The sequence below is a fragment of the Nocardia tenerifensis NBRC 101015 genome (genome assembly GCF_000308715.1).
GTDB lineage: Bacteria > Actinomycetota > Actinomycetes > Mycobacteriales > Mycobacteriaceae > Nocardia > Nocardia tenerifensis.
Genome location: NZ_BAGH01000588.1, coordinates 1 through 16,925, shown reverse-complemented (window position 1 = coordinate 16,925; position 16,925 = coordinate 1). Strand labels below are relative to the sequence as shown.

Below are 16,925 nucleotides of genomic sequence, written 5' to 3'. Positions count from 1 at the left end.
GATCAACCCCGACGCCGCCAGCGCCGCCTCGGCGTCGGAGCGGCGACCACGGGGCCGGCGTCGCCGTAGAGATCACCGTGCACCTGCTGGTAGCGCGCCCGGATCCGACCGCCGAGGGCGGGGGAGTCCGGCGCGGGAATCTCGGCGACGGTGCGCGCCGGCCAGTCCGGCGGCTGCGCCGCGCCACTGAGCGCCCACGCGGCCTGCCGGGCCGCGCCGAGCGCGACATACTCGTTCGGCTGCGGGACGGTGACGGGCACGCCGAAGATCTGCGCGGCGATCTCGGCGACCAGCCCCGAGCGGGCGGCCCCGCCGATCAACAGAACCCGGCGCACACCCGTGCCGCGTGAGCGGAGATGATCGAGCGCCTCGGCCATATTGCAGAGCATGCCCTCGAAGGCGGCGCGGGCAATATGGCTGGGACGCATGGTCTCCGGACGCAGCCCGTGCAGGCTGCCGGTGGCGTGCGGCAGGTTCGGCGTGCGCTCGCCGGACAGGTAAGGCAGCAGGACGAGCCCGTCGGCGCCCGGCGGAGCCTGCGCGGCAAGGGTTTCCAGGGTGGCCAGGTCGACGCCGAGCAGGTCGGCGGCGTACCGCAGCACGCGCGCGGCGTTGAGCGTGCACACCAGCGGCAGGAAGGCCCCTGTCGCATCGGCGAATCCGGCTACCGCGCCGCTGGCGTCGGCGCTCGGCGCGGCCGTGCGGGCGAAGACGGTGCCGCTGGTGCCGAGGGAGACCACCACGTCGCCGTCGCCGAGGCCGAGACCCAGTGCGGCACCGGCGTTGTCGCCCGTGCCCGCGGCGACGAGCACACCGGACGGCGTGCGCCCGGCGGCCTCGGCGGGCGCGAGCACCCTGGGCACCTCCGGCGTGCGGCCGCGAAAACCCAAGGCCAGCAGGTCTTTACGGTAGTCGCAGTCGGCGGGCGACCAGTAGCCGGTGCCCGAGGCGTCGCCGCGGTCGGTCGTCGGCTCCAGCGCGGGATCGTCGGGGCCGCCGCCGCGCAGCCGCCAGGTCAGGTAGTCGTGCGGCAGCATGACCCGCGCGGTGCGGTCGGCCCGCTCGGGCTCGTGATCGGCCAGCCAGCGCAGCTTGGTCACCGTGAACGCGGCCAGCGGGACGCTGCCGACGGCGTCGGCCCATGCCCGCGCGCCGCCCAGCTCTAGGATCAGCTCGTCGGCGGCCGCCGCGGAGCGGACGTCGTTCCACAGCAGCGCGTCGCGCACCGGCCGGCCCTCGGCATCGAGCGCGACCAAGCCGTGCTGCTGCCCGGCCACCGCGACCGCGTCGACCTGCTCGAGCAACCCCGACCCCGCCGCGCACAACGCCTCCCACCAGGCATGGGGCGAGACCTCGGTGCCGTCCGGATGCGGTGCGCTCGCCTGGTGCAGCAGCTCGCCGGTCTCCGCGTCGCAGACCACCACCTTGCAGGACTGGGTGGAGCTGTCCACCCCGGCCACCTTCGCCGCACACATGAGTCCACCTTGCACCCGAAAGGCCCTCGCACGAAACATTTCGGGTATTCGCCGGGCGGATCGGGCACACTGGCCCGGTGATCGACGACCCGGACCGCCCCGCCGACGTGCACGTCCGGACCGGTGACGGAACGCCGGTGCCGGAGCTGACCGACGACGTGCTGACCGAACTCCTGCACGAGCCGCCCGACCCGGAGTGCCCGTTCATCGTGCTCAACCGCGGCGAGCACGCCTACATCCAGACCCGCCTGCTGCCGGACGGCGTCTACGAGATCGAGCACCGCGGCGACGACTCCGACGAGCGCTTCCAGGTCTACACCTCCGACGCGCGCCTGGTGCGCGACGTCATGTGGGGGTGGGTGGACGAAGACCGGTGGTGGCGCGACGCCGTCGCCTGGTATCGCGTCGATCCCGCCGTCGCCGAGGTGCAGTCCGTGCTCGCCGATTTCGAGGATCTGCTCGACGGCGTGTCCGTGCTGGACGGCATCCAGGCGAGCATGGACGACGCGATGGCCCGCGCCGACGAGCTGCTCGCCATGGACCTCGATCAGCTGTCGGCGGACCCGGACGAGTCGGCCTGATACCACCACGCGGTGGCGGCGATGTCCGCGTTCTCCAGCGGCAGATAGGTCTCCGCGTCCTGCCAGCCGAGCGCCTGCACGGTGACCCGCAGCTCGCGCTCGAAACAGATGGGGTCGGGCACATGCCAGCGGTACATGCCGAATCGCTGCTCCGGCTGGTAGATCTCGCCGGGCGGCAGCGCCTGCGGAAAGCCCAGGTACGGCGTGGAATACGTGCGATACCGGCCGTCGATGTCGAAATTCCACGCGCCGCCGAAGTAGTCCTCGGTGCCCGTGCCGCAGATGGTGGGGAAGTCGGTGTCGCCGTCGAGGAAGAACTTGAACTCGCCCTCGCCCCACCAGCCCGGGGCGTTGGGTTGAATCGCGAGGTAGGTGCCGACATAACGCCCCGGCCCGGGCACGGTGTCCAGGACGGTGTGAATGGCGGGATGGCCGAGCGGGTTTCGGCGTGACCACCGGGCGTGCAGGTAGCCCGCGTCGTCGGGCACGTCCTCCTCGGTGTAGGTGACCTGGTAGTACACCGGAACCGTATGGCCGCAAGCGTTTTCGAGGGTGATGCGGGCGTGGCAGCGAAATGGCATGGGCCAGTAGCTGTTCAGGCCGCCCGCCGGGTTCACGAGGACCATCTGCGAGTTCACCAGGGCGAGTACGTCCCAGCCGTTGCAGAAGAAGTCGCCCAGCGGCACCTCGATCGCGGGTTCCGGTGCGTCGTCCCAGTACATACGCAGCGTGATGTCGCGCAGGGCGGAGCGATCGGTGGTCAGCCACAGATGGCGCACCATCCCCGGGCCGGAAATGTCTGCCAGCGTGGCGGTTTCACCGTCGGACACCAGGATCGAGGGCGAGACCTTCCACCCGACGCCGAGGTACCGCGCCGCGTGTGCGCCGGTGCCGGTGGTCGCGCGACCGCCCGCGCCCGGTGCGCCCGTCGGGTTCTCGGCGCTGATGGACCGCGTTCGCGTGTTGTCCAGCTGCCATAGTTCCATCGGGGCGCCTCCTAGCTTTACAGGCCGGGCCAGCCATATCTATTGGGGATCGCCGCGAGTCCGGCCTGCCGGGAGCCCGCCCCCGGCCCGGCGCCTGCGGCCGCGCCGTTCGGGTCGTACGGCATCTGCTCGGCCACCTCCCGGCGCAGTTTGTCCATGTCCATCCAGCGGATGTTCTGTACCAGCTCTTCGAGCGCCTCGGGGGCGAGGAAGCCCGCCTCGTTGAAGACCAGCAGGCCCTCCCGATACGCCATCAGGGTCGGGAACGCGCTGATCTCGGCCCTGATCTTCATCTCCTCCTCCGCCACCGCGTCGACGGTGCCGTGCACGATGTCGGTGTGCCGCTCCGCCGACGACTCGTAGACCGGAGCGAAACGGGTGCACCAGCCGCACCAGTCCGCCCACCACTCCACGAGCACGATGGGGTGGCGGGCGATCACGGCGTCGTAGTTCTGCGGGGTCAGGGTGACAGTGGGCATGGGATCCTCGGGTAGATATCCGACAGAGCAACCCTGCATCCTTGCACGGTTGGCTCGGCTCAGGAGAACGCCCCCTTGCGGTGTTGCTCGCTCGCCAGGAAATGTGTGATAGCAGTGCTGCATTCATACAGATCGCGGTAGTGCTGGTAATAGCGATTGTATTCTTCGGTGCGTTCCGGTTGGGGTTCCACAGTGGCAACGATCGGGTTCCAGCGCGTGGTGTCGACCCCCGCGGCCTCGGCCGCCAGCAGGGCGTCGCCGAGGCACGCGCCGATCGTCTCCGCCGGCAGTTGCTGCGGCAGGCCGGTCACGTCCGAGACGATCTGCGTCCACAGGCCGCCCTTGGTCCCGCCGCCGACCGCGACGAGCCGGCCCGCGCGCCCGCCCGCCTCGGTCATGGCCACCAGGTTGTGCCGTACGCCGTAGGCGATGCCCTCCAGCACGGCGCGGTACAGCTCGGCGCGGCCGTGGGCGAGGGTCAGGCCCGCGACGATGCCCCGCGCGTCCGGATCGAACAGCGGCGTGCGCTCCCCGGCGAAATACGGCAGGACCAGCAGTCCCCGGCTGCCCGCGGGCACCGGCGCGGCCTCCGCGACGAGCTCGGCGAAGTCGGCGCCGACCAGGCTGCGCAGCCACTCGGTCACCGCGCCCGAGGTAGCCATGCCCGCTGCGAGAGTGTATGTGCCCGGCCAGGTTCCGCACGTTCCCCACAGTCCGGCGTGCGGGCGCGGGTCGCTCAGCACCTGGACGAGGAACATGGTCGTGCCGTACATGACCATCGCGTCGCCGGGCGCGCGGACGCCGACGCTGGCGGCCTCGGCCCAGGCGTCGATGGTGCCGGTGGTGACCGGAAGGCCAACGGGCAGGCCGGTACTCGCCGCGGCCGCCGCGGACACCCGCCCGATCACCTCGGTCGGCCAGGCCAGCTCCGGCAGCCGCAGGCCGGGCGCCACCAACTCGGCCCAGTCCAAAGCCCATTCGCGGCGCAGCAGGTTGTACATCGGGACGCACTGACTGGCCGACTGATGGTCGAGCACGTAGCGGCCGGTGAGCCGGTGCACCAGAAAGGAACTCGCCATCAGCAGCATGCTGGTCCGCGCAGCGACCTCCGGCTCGTGCCGGGCCAGCCAGCGCAGCTTCGGCCCGACGGCCTGACTGGTGAGCGGCGACCCGGCGCGCTCGAGCACGGCCGGCGCGCCGAATTCGGCTTCCAGCTCGGCGATCTCGGCGGTCGCCCTGGTGTCGACGCCGTAGAGGATGGCGGGCCGCAGCGGGCGGCCGTCGGCGTCGGCAGGCAGCAGGCACGGCCCGATGCCGGAGACCGCGAGGCCGTCGAGCGCGGCGCCGTCGGCCGCGGCGAGCAGATCACCGATGATCGCGGTGAAGTCCGCCCACCACACCCGCTCCGCGTCGTGCTCGACCCAGCCCGGCCGCGGCGTCGAAACACCGTGGGCGCGTTCGGATCTGGCGAGGACGGTGCCGTGCTCGTCGGTCAGCACGCCCTTCGAGCTGGCGGTGCCGATGTCTACGCCGAGGAACCTCGTCACCGGACGAACTCGTCGACGGTGACCCCGAGGAGCTCACACGCCGTCCGCAGCGCGGGGCGATGGTCGCCGGGCACCGCGTGAATGTGATTGGCGCCGAAGCGGGACAGGAAATCCTCGGCCTTGGCGTCGAGGCGGGCGAACGCGTGCGGCCACTCCCAGGTGGACTGCTTCATCAGCGCCTCGTTGGTCTGATCGTCGTAGGTCTCGAAGTCGCCCAGCATCAACTGCATCCGGTAGTCGCCGTCCTTGCGGGTGAGGCGGGCCAGCGTCATGCCGCCCGGCGCGGCGAGGTGGTGCACCGACGCGCCGCCGGCCGGGAAGAAGAACACCTCCGGATACAGGTGCACCTTCGCGAGGTTCTCGGCCGGGTCGGCGCTGCGGGCGGCGAACCACGTCGCGTGCTGGCCCGAGTTGCACAGATCCCAGATGTCGCGGTCGGCGTGGTAGTGCCGCACATCCGCGAAAAGCACCGGGGTACCGGCGATCTGCTTGAGCAGCTGCATGGTGAGCGCGCCGTCCATGTCCGCCTCCGTGGCGCACACGTGGGTCTGCTTAGGTCCGTTCCAGTCGTACGGATCGTTGAGGAAGGCCTCGGTGATGTCCATCGTGGCGAAGTACTGGGTGAGCTCCGGCTGCCCCTTGATGCCCGAGAAGTCGAGCCGCCACTCGGCGATCAGCTCGCGCACCGCCAGGTACGAACGGATCTGGCGCTCCAGGATTTCCGGCGTCAGCTTCGCCCCGTCGTAGTGCACGCCGGCCGCGTGGCGCTCCAGCCACTCGCGGGCCGCCTTGGCCTCACCGGCGTCGGCCAGTTCGGCGCGCCGCACGATCTCCCACTGATCGATCTCCTCGACGTCGATGCCGAAGATCCGTTGCCACTGATCGGTATTGGCGACCGCGGTGTTCATGCCCATCGGCCGCCCGCCGAAGCGGCCGAAGGTGCTGCCGCGCAGGCTCGCCACCGCCGCGGCGGCGCGGGCGCGCACGCCGATCGCCTCGATGAGCGCGGAATCGGCCGGGTCGCCCCACAATCGGGCGTGGGTGCGCCCGATCTGATCCAGCGCGCCGCCCGCGGCGAGCATGCCCACCATGCCGGGCTGGACCGGGTCGATGTTCGACAGCAGCAGCAGCGGACCGGGCGTCGCACCGGCGGCCAGCATGGTGAAGTGCGGGAAAGCCCAGACGGCGTAATGGAATACGGTGAGATCGACCTCCGCGGCGGCCACCGCCCGCGGCACCGAGCTCGCCAGCGCGTTGTCGCTGATCGGCTCCGCGCCGCGCACCACCTCGTGCCCGGCCTGCTCCAACGCCGCGACCAGATGGTCCTCGGTCGTCCTGATGAACTCCGCGATGCCCGAGTGCACATAGTCGCGCCCGTCGGACATGCTGACAACTCCGATGCGAGCCATGCCGGTCCTCCGCGCGGATGGATGGTCGGATAGACGGTCATCTCAAGAAATACCAGGCAGAACACGCCCTTTGGGCAGTTTCGGCAAATCGGCCGACCGGGCGTGCGCCGCCGCCGGATTCGGCCGCTACCCGGCACCGGGACGACGTGTCACCGGGGCACGGCCTTGGCCGCGGCCGAGTCGCGGTGATGCGGGAAGGTGAGCGGTGCGAGATACACGCCGCCCTGGCCCCACCCGGCGGCGGTGATCCACCAGCGGATGTCGTCGTGCACGAGTTCGGCCGCGTGGGAGGCGATGTGGCCCACCTTGTTCCCGATGCGGAAGCAGAACGGGTTGTCGCTGCGGAACACGTCGGTGCCGACGTAGTCCGGGCGCGGGCCGATGAACAGATACCACCAGCCGTCGACCTGAACGACGAAGGGGGACTCGGTGTTTCCCGCCTCGGTGCCGACGGTCGGGTCGGTGTAGGCGATGTGCCGGTCGCCCCAGTGCTCGAGATCGGTGCTGGTGCGGTACGCGACGACGTGGTTGCCGCCCGCGGGATCGCTGGTGGCGCAGTAATACATCACCCACTGGTCGCCGACCCTGGCGACCATGGGATCGCGGGCGTCGTAGCCGTCGCGGAACAGCGGGCCGGAACACCTACGCTCCCAATGGAACATGTCGGTCGAGGTGGCCAGGTTGATGGCGGCGGCGGTGCGATCCTCCCCGCCGCCCGCGTAGAACATGTAGTAGCGCCCGTCGGCCGTGACGACGAAAGGCGCCCAGATATGGGTCTCCCCGTAGTCGGGGTCGACGCGCAGCGCGGGCGGCTGCTTCGTCCATGGCCCGAGCAGTTCGTCCGCGGTCGCGTGCGCGAACTCGATCTCGTTGAACGGGTCGGGGGGTTCCTGGTGCGTGATGCCGAACAGGTGCCACCGTCCGTCCGTGTCCCGGACGATGGTGTGGTCGTTGATGTACCACGCCTCCGGCTCGTCGGCGCCCGGGTCGTAGATCCGTACGAAGGCGCCCGCACACACCACCTCGCGCATCGCCATACCCCCATCATCCTCGCGATCGCCCCGCCCGCGCCGCCGAAAACCCGCACCGATGCGGTATCGGGTCACGGCCGTGGCCGCAGCGCTCCCGACCCGGCGGCGGCCAGCAGCACGAACAGCACCGGAACCGCGAGTCCGACGGTGAGCCCGTGGTTTTGGGCGACGAAGCCGATCAGCACGGGACCGGTGAAGAAGCCGAGGTAGCCGATGAAGGACACGTTGGCGATAGCGCGGGCCGTCGGCACGCCCGGCACGGTGCCGCTCGCGGCGAAGGCCAGCGGCAGCGTGAACGAGATGCCGAAGCCGAACACCGCCACGCCGAGCAACGCCGGAAGCGTGCCCCCGGTCAGCAGGGCGACCCCCAGACCGAGCCCGGCCGCGACGGTGCCGAGCACGAACGGCCGCACCGGGCCGAACCAGGTGACGAGGCGGTCACCGAGGAGCCGCCCGGCGAACATCGACCCCGCGAACAGCGCGAACCCGACCGCGGCCACGGTCGTGCTCGCGTGCGTCTCCTCGTGCAGATAGACCGCGGTCCAGTCGTTGGCCGCGCCCTCGGCCAAGGCCACGCAGAACGCCAGCAGACCCAGCACGATCAGCCGGGCCGGCCACCGCCGCGCACCGCCGGAGGAGACCTCCGCGCCCGGCACCATGCGATCGATGGACGACGGCAGCATGCCGCGCCCGCCGAGGACGGCCGCGACGGCGACGACCACGCTGACCGCGGCGAAGTGCGTCGGAAGCGCGATGTGCGCCCGCTCGACCGCCGCCCCGACCAGCGATCCGCCGATCATGCCGAGGCTGAAGCAGGCGTGGATGCCCGACAGCAGCGGCCGCTCGCTCGCCTTCTCCACCGCGACGCCGTGCGCGTTCATCGCGACGTCCACGACGCTGTTGATCACCGCGAAGGTGCACAGCGCGGCCGTCAGTCCGGCCAGATTCCCCGCCACGAGCAGGCCGGACAGCGAGACCGCGAACAGCGGCACCGCGACCCGCAGCGTCGCGCGGCTGCCGAACCGCAGCGTGACGAACTTCCCGAGCTGCAGCCCGAGCACCGCCCCGACGTTCATGCCCGCGAAGGCCGTGGCCAGCCCGGCCTCGTCCAGCCCGAGCTGTTCCTTGATGGTCGGCGTGCGCGCGACCCATGTCGCGAACAGCGCCCCGCTGAGCAGGAACGTCAGCCGCACCGACCACAGCGCGGACCGTACGTCGGCGGACTTGCCCGAAGTCAGCGTCGACACCCCGGCGCACTCCTCTCACCCGACACGAATCCGCTAGCGAACCACGAAAGGGAGAGGGAGGCAACATCTTTACGCACGGCGGTGCGGGCCGCCGGCTGTGTGCCGACAGGAGGATGCACGCCGAACTGGCTGCCCCACGGCAGGCCAGGTCGGCGACCCGCTCTACGCCGCGTCGGTCAGGCTGCGGCGCAGGTAGTCCGCGGTGATCGAGCGCTCGTCCGCCAGCAGCGCGGCGGGCGTTCCGGTGAACACGATCTCGCCGCCGTGCTTGCCGCCGTCGGGGCCGAGATCGATCACCCAGTCCGCCCGTTTGACCACGTCCAGGTCGTGCTCGATGACGATCACCGTGTTGCCCGCGTCGACCAAGCGGTCCAGCTGGGCAATCAACGTGTCCACGTCGGCCATGTGCAGGCCCGTGGTCGGCTCGTCCAGGACGAACACGCCGCCGCTGCGATACAGGTGATCGGCCAGTTTGATGCGCTGGCGCTCGCCGCCGGACAGCGAGCTGAGCGAACGGCCCAGGGTCAGGTAGCCCAGGCCCACCTCGTTCAACGAGCGCAGCGGCTTGCGAATCTTGTTGTCGGCGTGCCCGTCCCAGAAGTCCAGGGCCTGCTCGGCGGTCATGTCGAGCACGTCGGCGATGGACGCCCCGCGCACCGTGTAGTGCAGCACCTCGGGCCGGAACCGCCTGCCGTGACAGGTCTGGCACACGGTAGTGATCGGGTCCATGTACGCCAGGTCGGTGAATATGACGCCCGCGCCGCCGCATTCGGCGCACGCGCCCTCGGAGTTGAAGCTGAACAGCCCCGGTTTCACGCCGTGCTCCCTGGCGAACAGCTGCCGCATCGGGTCCATGATCCCGATGTAGGTGGCCGGGCTGGAGCGGCGCGACGCGTGAATCGCCGCCTGGCTCACCGCGATCGCCTCCGGATGCGCCGCGAGGAACGCCCCGGAGACCAGCGTGCTCTTGCCCGACCCCGCGACGCCGGTGATGGCGGTGAGCACCCCGGTCGGGAACCGCGCCGTGACGTTCTTCAGGTTGTGCAGCCGAACGTCGGCCACCGTCAGCCACCCGGTCGGCGTGCGCGTCCGCTCCTTCACCGGTTGCACCCGGCGCAACCGCTCGCCGGTCAAAGTGCCCGAGGCGCGCAGCTTTTCGACCGAGCCCTGGAACTCGACCTGACCGCCGTGCGACCCCGCGCCGGGCCCCATGTCCACAACCTGGTCGGCGATGGCGATCACGTCGGGGGAGTGCTCGACCACCAGCACCGTATTTCCCTTGTCGCGCAGCTGGATCAGCAGGTTGTTCAGCCTGCCGACGTCGCGCGGGTGCATGCCGACGCTCGGCTCGTCGAAGATGTAGGTCATGCCGGTCAGGCTTGAACCGAGATGGCGAACTACCTTGAGCCGCTGCGCCTCCCCGCCCGACAGCGAGGAGGTCTCCCGGTCCAGCGACAGGTAGCCGAGGCCCACCTCCTCGATCCGGCGCAGCCGCGCGATGGCCGCGCCCGCGATCGTCTCGGCCATCGGATCGTCGATGGCGGCCAGCACCTCGATCAGATCCGTCACCTCGAGCCTGCCGTAGTCGGCGATACCGAGCCCGTCGATCCGGCTGGCCAGCGCGGCCGCGTTCAATCGCGCGCCGCCGCAGGCCGGGCAGACCTCCTCGGTGACCACCTCCCGTGCGGCCGCCCGATTCTTGTCCGACAGCGAATCGAGGTCGCGTTTGATGTAGAGCCGATCGAAGCGCTCGAGCAGTCCCTCGTAGGCATTGCTGCCGACCCCTCCGGTCTTGTTCGGCCGCGGCACCCGAAACCCGTTGCCGCGCAGGAACAGCTGTCACTCCTCCGCGCTGAACTCGCGCAACGGCTTGTCCGGATCGAACAGTCCGGATTGGGCGTAGAGCTGCCACTGAAAGGTGCCGATGGCGAAGGGCGCGAAGGTGATCGCGCCCTCGTTCAGCGACCTGTCCATGTCGAGCAGCTTGTCCAGGTCCGGCCGCACCACGTGGCCGAGCCCGCCGCACTCCGGGCACATGCCCAGCGGGTCGTTGAACGAGTAGTTCGTCGCCTCACCGGCACTCGGCTCGCTGTGCCGGGAGAACAGCACCCGGATGATCGACTGGATATCGGTCATGGTGCCGACGGTGGAGCGCGAGTTACCGCCGATCGGGCGCTGGTCGACCACCACGGCGGGGGCCAGGTTGTCGATCGCGTCGGCCTCGGGCCGCTCGTACTTCGGCAGCCGGTTGCGGATGAACCAGGTGTAGGTCTCGTTGAGCTGGCGCTGCGACTCGACCGCGACGGTGCCGAAGACGATCGACGACTTGCCGGAGCCGGACACCCCGGTGAAGACCACGATCTTGCCCTTCGGGATCTCCAGCGAGATGTTGCGCAGATTGTTCTCGCGCGCGCCGACGATCTGGATGGTGTCTCGCTCTGCATTCACAATCCCCACGCTATGCGGCAATGAGGTCAGGTTCGGTCCTCATTGCCAGCCATACTGAAACGGTGACCGAGACCGCCGCGCGACTGCTCCAACTGCTGTCGCTCCTGCAGACCCGCCGCGAATGGACGGGCCCCGAGCTGGCCGAGCGGCTCGGCGTCACCGTGCGGACCGTGCGCCGCGACATCGATCGGCTCCGCGAGCTCGAGTACCCCGTGCGCGCCAGCCTCGGCTCGGTCGGCGGATACCGCCTCGAGGCCGGCGCCGACCTGCCGCCGCTGCTGCTCGACGACGAGGAGGCGGTGGCGATCACGCTCGGCCTGCGCAGTGCCGCCCAGGGCGCGGTGGCCGGCATCGAGGAGTCGGCCGCCCGGGCCCTCGTCAAACTCCAGCAGGTGCTGCCCGCGCGGCTGCGCGGCCGGGTGGACGCGGTCGATTCGGCGACCGTCTCGCTGGGCGGCCCGGCCGCCGGACCGCGCGTCGACCCGGAAACCCTGGTCGTGCTGGCCGCCGCGGCCCGCGACGGCGAGCGAATCCGGTTCCGCTACCGGGACAAGAGCGACGCGGAGAGCAAGCGGTTCGCCGAGCCGCACAGCCTCGTCGCCGCGGGCCGCCGCTGGTATCTGGTCGCCTGGGACATCGACCGCGCCGACTGGCGCACCTTCCGCCTCGACCGGATCGACGCCCCGTTCCCGACCGGAGTCCGTTGCCCGCCAAGACAATTGCCCGCCGAGGACGCCGCAGCCTTCGTCACCGCGCAACTGGCCCGCTCGCGGCCGCCGCGCAGCGTGGTGCTGCTCGTGCACACCTCGGCGGAGCGGCTGGCCGAGACCTTTCGCGTGCGGCCGGAGGAGGTCGAGCCGATCGATGACCGCAGCTGCCTGCTCCGTACCAGCGCCGACTCGCTCGAGTGGACCGCCGTGCGGATCGCCCACCTCGACGTCGAGTTCGAGGTCGAGGAGCCGCCGGAGATGCGGCGCATGCTGCGCGGCATCGGCGCCAAACTGATACGCGCGGCAGGGGATACGGAGCGGCCCGGCTGACTCGCGCGACCGATCGGCGTCCGGTTCGCCTGTTTTCAATACCGGTATACGACCGCTCGAGCGTTGCTATCGTTCCGCCATGTCGAACACGACGGGCGAGGACATATCCGAAGCGCCCGTGGAGGATCGGCCTTCACTCCTGGAGGTCGACGATGAGGAGAAGCCCGCCCGGGTCTTGACCGGCTGGGCCGAGCGGGTGGTCGCGGTCACCGCCTTCGCGGTCGCGATTCTGGTGGTGTGGCAGGTTTTTCGGCCGCTGCCGCAGGGGAGCCAGTACTACCTGGTGGTGTTCCTGGCGGCCACCTTGCCGCTGGTGTTCCTGGCGTACCGATCCGGCGTGCGATTCCTCGATCGGGCGGACGGGCCGGGCGTCTTCGACTGGTTGCTCGCCGTTGTCGCGGTCGTGGTGTGCCTGTATCCGGTGCTGCCCTTCACGATCGGCTCCGGCGGCGGCGGGTACAACGCCTTCCTGGATCGGCAGGGCCTGCTCGACCCCGTCGACGTCGGCATGGGCGCGGTGCTGCTGGTGCTCGTTCTGGAGGCGTGCCGGCGTACCACCGGGTGGGTGCTCGTCGCGGTCTGCCTGGTGTTCGTCGCGTACGGGTACTACGGCGGGTTCCTGCCGCAGGACTGGAGTATCGCGCACGCGGGCTTGGACTTCGGGCAGATCATCGACGCGCTGTACAACTCGGGCAGCGGATTCTATGGCACCCCACTGGATGTCGCGGCCACCTACATCGTGCTGTTCACGCTGTACGGCGCGGTGCTCGAATTCTCCGGCGCGGCGCAGTTCTTCGTCGACCTCTCGGTGGCGCTGTTCCGGCGCTCGCGCGGCGCCGCCGGAAGGACCGCCGTCGCTTCGGGTTTCCTGCTCGGGACCGTGTCCGGCTCGGGCACCGCCACCGCCGTGACCGTCGGCGCGGTCACCTGGCCGATCCTGAAGCGGGCGGGCTACCCGCCGGAGCAGGCGGGCGGGATGCTCGCGGCGGCCGGTGTGGGAGCGATCCTTTCGCCGCCGACCCTCGGCGTCGCGGCGTTCATCGTCGCCGAATACCTCGACGTCTCCTACGTGACGGTGCTCGGCTGGGCGATGATCCCGACCCTGCTCTACTACCTCGGCATCCTGCTCGCCGTCGAGATCGACGCGCGCCGGCTCGGCACCAAACCGGTTGAGACCGACGGTGTTTCGGCGTGGTGGCTGCTGCTGCGCTTCGGCTACCACTTCTCGTCGCTGATCGCCATCGTCGTGCTGCTGCTGATCGACGTCAGCGCGACGAAGGCCGTCGTCTACGCCACCGCGCTGGCCTTCGTGCTCGCCTTCCTCGACCCGCGCACCCGCGAGACCGCGTTCTCGCCAGGGCGGGTGTTCCACGCGATCGGCAGCGGGGTGCGCGCCGCGCTGCCGGTGGTCGCGGTCTGCGCCTCGGCGGGCGTGATCACCGCCATGACGACCAAGACCGGCCTCGGCGCGCAGCTGGCCGCCTTACTGGTGCGTGCCGCGAAGTCGTTGTCGGACAACCACTCCGTGGTGCTCGCGTGCACCGTCGTGCTCGCCGCCATCGCGCTGGCGCTGCTCGGGCTCGCGGTGCCGGTGACCGCCTCGTTCATCATCGGCTGGGCCATCATCGGCCCCGCACTCCTCGCGCTCGACGTGCCGCCGCCCGCGGCCGCGATGTTCGTCTTCTACTACTCGGTGCTCTCGGAGGTGACGCCGCCGACGGCGCTGGCCGCGGTGGGCGCCGCCGCGGTCACCGGCGCCCGCACGGTCCCGACCATGTGGCAGGCGCTGAAATACGCGCTGCCCGCGTTCCTGGTCCCGGTCGTCTTCGTGCTCACCGAACCCGGCGAGTACCTGCTCGGTCGCGGCCCCGTGCTCGGCATCCTGGGGGCGACGGCCGTCGCCTGCCTCGGCGTCGCCGCCCTCGCGGTGGCCACCGGCGGCTGGATCCTCGGGGTCGGCCCGGCGCGGCCGGTCGCCAGGGCGCTGGCCGCGATCGGCGGCCTGCTCCTGCTGTACCTAGAGACCGGCGCGCTCGTCGCCGGCGCGGTCGCGCTCGTCGCGGCCGTCGGGATCACTCTGCTCACTCGAAGGAGGACGACGACATGAGAAGAGTCGCCGTAGTTTTCGCGGTCGCCGCGGTATCGGCCGGGCTGCTGACCGGATGCGGCGGGCGGCGCGACGCACCGCACCACGACGCGGGCGGCGCGATCACGTGTGAGGTGAAGCAGGAGACCAGGGTCGGCATCGCCACCGGCAACGCGACCGGCGTCTATTTCGCGCTGGGCAATTCGTACGCCGACCAGATCTCCCAGGCCACCGGCGGCAAGGTGAAGGCGACCGCCGCCGAGACCGGCGCGTCCGTGCAGAACATCCAGCAGCTCGTCGCGGGCACCTATCAGGTGGCGTTCTCGCTCGCCGACACCGCGGCCGACGCCGTGCTCGGCGCGGGCAGCTTCGACGGCAAAAAGCAACCCGTACAGGCGCTTTCACGGCTCTACCCCAACTACACCAGGTGGTCGTCCGCACGGCCGCCGGCATCAACTCCGTCGCCGACCTGCGCGGCAAGCGGGTGTCCACCGGCTCGCCCAAGTCCGGCACCGAGGTGATCGCCCAGCGCGTGCTGCAATCCGCGGGCCTGAACCCCGACAGCGACATCTCCGCCCAGCGCCTGGATCTCACCAAGACAGTCGACGGCATGAAGGACGGCTCCATCGACGCCATGTTCTTCTCCGGCGGCCTGCCGACCCCCGGCACCACCGACCTGTTCACCACGGCCAAGGACAAGGTCCGCTTCCTCGACCTCACCGACCAGCTCCCCGCCATGCGCAAGGTGAGCCCCGTCTACGAGGCCGGCACCATCCCCGCCGCCACCTACGGACTGCCCGCCGACGCGAAGACGATCGTCGTCCCGAACGTCCTGCTGGTGCGCGACGACCTCGACGCCGACCTGGCCTGCGTGCTCACCAAGGCGCTCTTCGACCGCAAACCTCAACTCGAACAAGCCAATTCCGCCGCCAAGGGCATCACCCGCGAGGACGCCCGCAAGACCGATCCGGTTCCGCTGCATCGTGGAGCCGAGCACGCGTTGACGAAGTAGGCGGGAGCTACCTCTTTGCTGCGGCGGCGAAAATAGACCGGATACCAACGTTTTTCAGTAGCTGACGCCCGCACGTTGCTATCGTCACGCCTTGTCGCGCATCGCGATCGGACCGGTCGGTCCGGCGGCGATGATCGGTCGTGTGGAGTCGCCCGCGTGGGTGTCGAGTTGGTGGACGAGCGGGTCGGCCGGTGTGGTCGCCCCGGCTCACGCCAGGGAGGTCGAGATGAGAAGAGTGGCGATAGTGGTCGCCGTGGCTGCGGTGTCGGCGGGTTTCGTCACGGGGTGCGGGGAGAGTCGCGAGGAAGCGCTCACCGACTCGGGCGCCCCGGTCACCTGCGAGGTGAAACAGGGGACCAAGCTCGGGATCGCCACCGGCAACGCGACCGGTGTGTTCGCCGCGCTCGGCAACGCGTTCGCCGATCAGGTCACGCTGGCCACCGACGGGCGGGTCACCGCAACGGCCGCGGAGACGATGGCCTCCGTCCAGAACATCCAGCAGCTGGTGGCCGGTAAGTATCAGGTCGCGTTCGCGCAGACCGACACGGCGGCCGACGCGGTGCTCGGCATCGGCACCTTCGACGGCGAGAAGCAGCCGGTCCAGGCGCTCGCGCGGCTGTACCCCAGCTATACCGAGGTGGTCGTGCGGGCCGACTCCGGCATCACCTCCCTCTCGGAGCTGCGCGGCAAGCGCGTGTCGACCGGTTCTCCGAAGTCCGGCACCGAGATGCTGGCGCGCCGGCTCCTGCGCGCGGGCGGGCTGAACCCCGACAGCGATATCGCGGTCAACCGCCTCGACCTCGGCAAGGCCGTCGCCGGTATGAAGGACGGCTCGCTCGACGCGCTGTTCTTCACCGGCGGTCTGCCGACGCCGGGCCTCACCGAGCTGTTCTCCTCGTCCTATAAGGACAAGTTCCGCTTTGTCGACACGTCGGAGCTGCTGCCGGGTATGCGCATCCTGAATCCGGTGTACGAGCTCGGCGTCATCCCCGCCGCGGTCTATGGGCTGCCGGAAGACGTGCCGTCCATCGTCGTACCGAACGTCTTGCTCGTTCGCGACAATCTCGACGCTGACGTCGCCTGTGTATTGACCAAGGCCCTCTTCGATCGGAAGCCGCAGCTGGAACAGGCGGCCGCGGCGGCCAAGGGAATAGTGCGCGACAGCGCGCGGGAGACGAATCCGGTGCCGCTGCACCGCGGGGCCCAGCACGCGTTGGAGAACTGACGGGGTCCGCAGAGCGTCGCCGAAATGAAGTTCGGGTGGTCTGGGTCACATTCGTGCGGCCCGGACCGCTTCTGGGCCGATGTCAGGGGGCTTGACCTGCGAATTCTCGGGCTGCGCAGGCGATTTGACGTGGGGTTGTCCGCCGCGTAACTTAGTTCAAGTCAGAGCGACACGGACACCGACCCGGAGCCGAGAAGCCCAGCGGAAACGCTGAGCGGAGAGCCTGGGAAACGAGGTAGGACGAGGAGCGCCTGACGCTCACACTAGCAAGACCGGTACCCCGATTTCACGTCGGGCACATGGTTGCGCTAAGCTGGATAAGTTGCCTCACCGACCGATCGGGTCAGACCCGCTAGGTG

Annotated in this window: 13 protein-coding genes and 1 pseudogene; 5 read left to right on the top strand and 9 right to left on the bottom strand. The window is 70.2% G+C overall.

The window, feature by feature from the left end; genetic code table 11:
- Positions 1-2: 2 nt before the first annotated feature.
- A complete protein-coding gene (gene xylB, locus ON39_RS39290) occupies positions 3-1,475 on the bottom strand; it encodes a xylulokinase (protein ID WP_051187676.1) in 1,473 nt (490 codons plus the stop codon).
- A 77-nt stretch (positions 1,476-1,552) separates the two neighbouring features.
- Here xylB and ON39_RS39285 point away from each other — a divergent pair, with 77 nt between their 5' ends.
- Complete coding sequence (locus ON39_RS39285; RefSeq protein WP_040741816.1) at positions 1,553-2,056, top strand: hypothetical protein; 504 nt, start codon at positions 1,553-1,555, stop codon at positions 2,054-2,056.
- Here the strand turns inward: ON39_RS39285 and ON39_RS39280 are convergent.
- The 8 genes from ON39_RS39280 to ON39_RS51330 all read right to left on the bottom strand — a co-directional run bounded on the left by ON39_RS39280 (position 2,023) and on the right by ON39_RS51330 (position 11,203).
- On the bottom strand, positions 2,023-3,042 hold the full coding sequence (locus ON39_RS39280; RefSeq protein ID WP_040741814.1) for a glycoside hydrolase family 172 protein: 1,020 nt from the start codon (positions 3,040-3,042) through the stop codon (positions 2,023-2,025). The genes ON39_RS39285 and ON39_RS39280 overlap by 34 nt on opposite strands.
- A gap of 17 nt (positions 3,043-3,059) precedes the next feature.
- Positions 3,060-3,521: a thioredoxin family protein gene (locus tag ON39_RS39275; protein WP_040741812.1), complete on the bottom strand. Its 462-nt coding sequence runs from the start codon at positions 3,519-3,521 to the stop codon at positions 3,060-3,062.
- Positions 3,522-3,580: 59 nt separating this feature from the next.
- Entirely contained in the window at positions 3,581-5,068 is a 1,488-nt protein-coding gene (locus ON39_RS39270) for an FGGY-family carbohydrate kinase (RefSeq protein ID WP_040741810.1), read from the bottom strand.
- The gene (locus tag ON39_RS39265; protein WP_040741808.1) at positions 5,065-6,477 is read right to left on the bottom strand and encodes an L-fucose/L-arabinose isomerase family protein; all 1,413 of its coding nucleotides are present in this window, start codon (positions 6,475-6,477) and stop codon (positions 5,065-5,067) included. The genes ON39_RS39270 and ON39_RS39265 overlap by 4 nt, the downstream gene beginning before the upstream one ends.
- Before the next feature lie 149 nt (positions 6,478-6,626).
- On the bottom strand, positions 6,627-7,514 hold the full coding sequence (locus ON39_RS39260) for a glycoside hydrolase family protein (RefSeq protein ID WP_211336439.1): 888 nt from the start codon (positions 7,512-7,514) through the stop codon (positions 6,627-6,629).
- 65 nt (positions 7,515-7,579) lie between these two features.
- Positions 7,580-8,755: an MFS transporter gene (locus ON39_RS39255; protein ID WP_040741805.1), complete on the bottom strand. Its 1,176-nt coding sequence runs from the start codon at positions 8,753-8,755 to the stop codon at positions 7,580-7,582.
- 162 nt (positions 8,756-8,917) lie between these two features.
- Positions 8,918-10,564, bottom strand: a complete 1,647-nt coding sequence (locus ON39_RS39250; protein ID WP_306307562.1) for an ATP-binding cassette domain-containing protein — start codon at positions 10,562-10,564, stop codon at positions 8,918-8,920.
- Positions 10,565-10,594: 30 nt separating this feature from the next.
- On the bottom strand, positions 10,595-11,203 hold the full coding sequence (locus ON39_RS51330; protein WP_306307561.1) for an excinuclease ABC subunit UvrA: 609 nt from the start codon (positions 11,201-11,203) through the stop codon (positions 10,595-10,597).
- Between the two features lie 62 nt (positions 11,204-11,265).
- Here ON39_RS51330 and ON39_RS39245 point away from each other — a divergent pair, with 62 nt between their 5' ends.
- From ON39_RS39245 to ON39_RS39230, 4 genes and pseudogenes are all read left to right on the top strand, one after another.
- On the top strand, positions 11,266-12,243 hold the full coding sequence (locus tag ON39_RS39245) for a helix-turn-helix transcriptional regulator (RefSeq protein WP_040741804.1): 978 nt from the start codon (positions 11,266-11,268) through the stop codon (positions 12,241-12,243).
- A gap of 79 nt (positions 12,244-12,322) precedes the next feature.
- Positions 12,323-14,350: a TRAP transporter permease gene (locus tag ON39_RS39240; RefSeq protein WP_040741803.1), complete on the top strand. Its 2,028-nt coding sequence runs from the start codon at positions 12,323-12,325 to the stop codon at positions 14,348-14,350.
- Positions 14,347-15,341, top strand: a pseudogene (locus ON39_RS39235) (TAXI family TRAP transporter solute-binding subunit). The gene ON39_RS39240 and the pseudogene ON39_RS39235 overlap by 4 nt, the downstream one beginning before the upstream one ends.
- A gap of 226 nt (positions 15,342-15,567) precedes the next feature.
- Positions 15,568-16,566 carry a TAXI family TRAP transporter solute-binding subunit gene (locus tag ON39_RS39230; protein ID WP_040741824.1) on the top strand — a complete coding sequence of 333 codons (999 nt, stop codon included), beginning with the start codon at positions 15,568-15,570 and terminating at the stop codon, positions 16,564-16,566.
- Positions 16,567-16,925 lie beyond the last annotated feature (359 nt).

Bases quoted from the DNA above. Each gene is read 5' to 3' on its own strand.
- ON39_RS39275 (WP_040741812.1), bottom strand. From the start codon at position 3,521: ATGCCCACTGTCACCCTGACCCCGCAGAACTACGACGCCGTGATCGCC.
- ON39_RS39265 (WP_040741808.1), bottom strand. From the start codon at position 6,477: ATGGCTCGCATCGGAGTTGTCAGCATGTCCGACGGGCGCGACTATGTG.
- ON39_RS39230 (WP_040741824.1), top strand. From the start codon at position 15,568: ATGAGAAGAGTGGCGATAGTGGTCGCCGTGGCTGCGGTGTCGGCGGGT.
- ON39_RS39240 (WP_040741803.1), top strand. From the start codon at position 12,323: ATGTCGAACACGACGGGCGAGGACATATCCGAAGCGCCCGTGGAGGAT.
- ON39_RS39280 (WP_040741814.1), bottom strand. From the start codon at position 3,042: ATGGAACTATGGCAGCTGGACAACACGCGAACGCGGTCCATCAGCGCC.
- ON39_RS39260 (WP_211336439.1), bottom strand. From the start codon at position 7,514: ATGGCGATGCGCGAGGTGGTGTGTGCGGGCGCCTTCGTACGGATCTAC.
- xylB (WP_051187676.1), bottom strand. From the start codon at position 1,475: ATGTGTGCGGCGAAGGTGGCCGGGGTGGACAGCTCCACCCAGTCCTGC.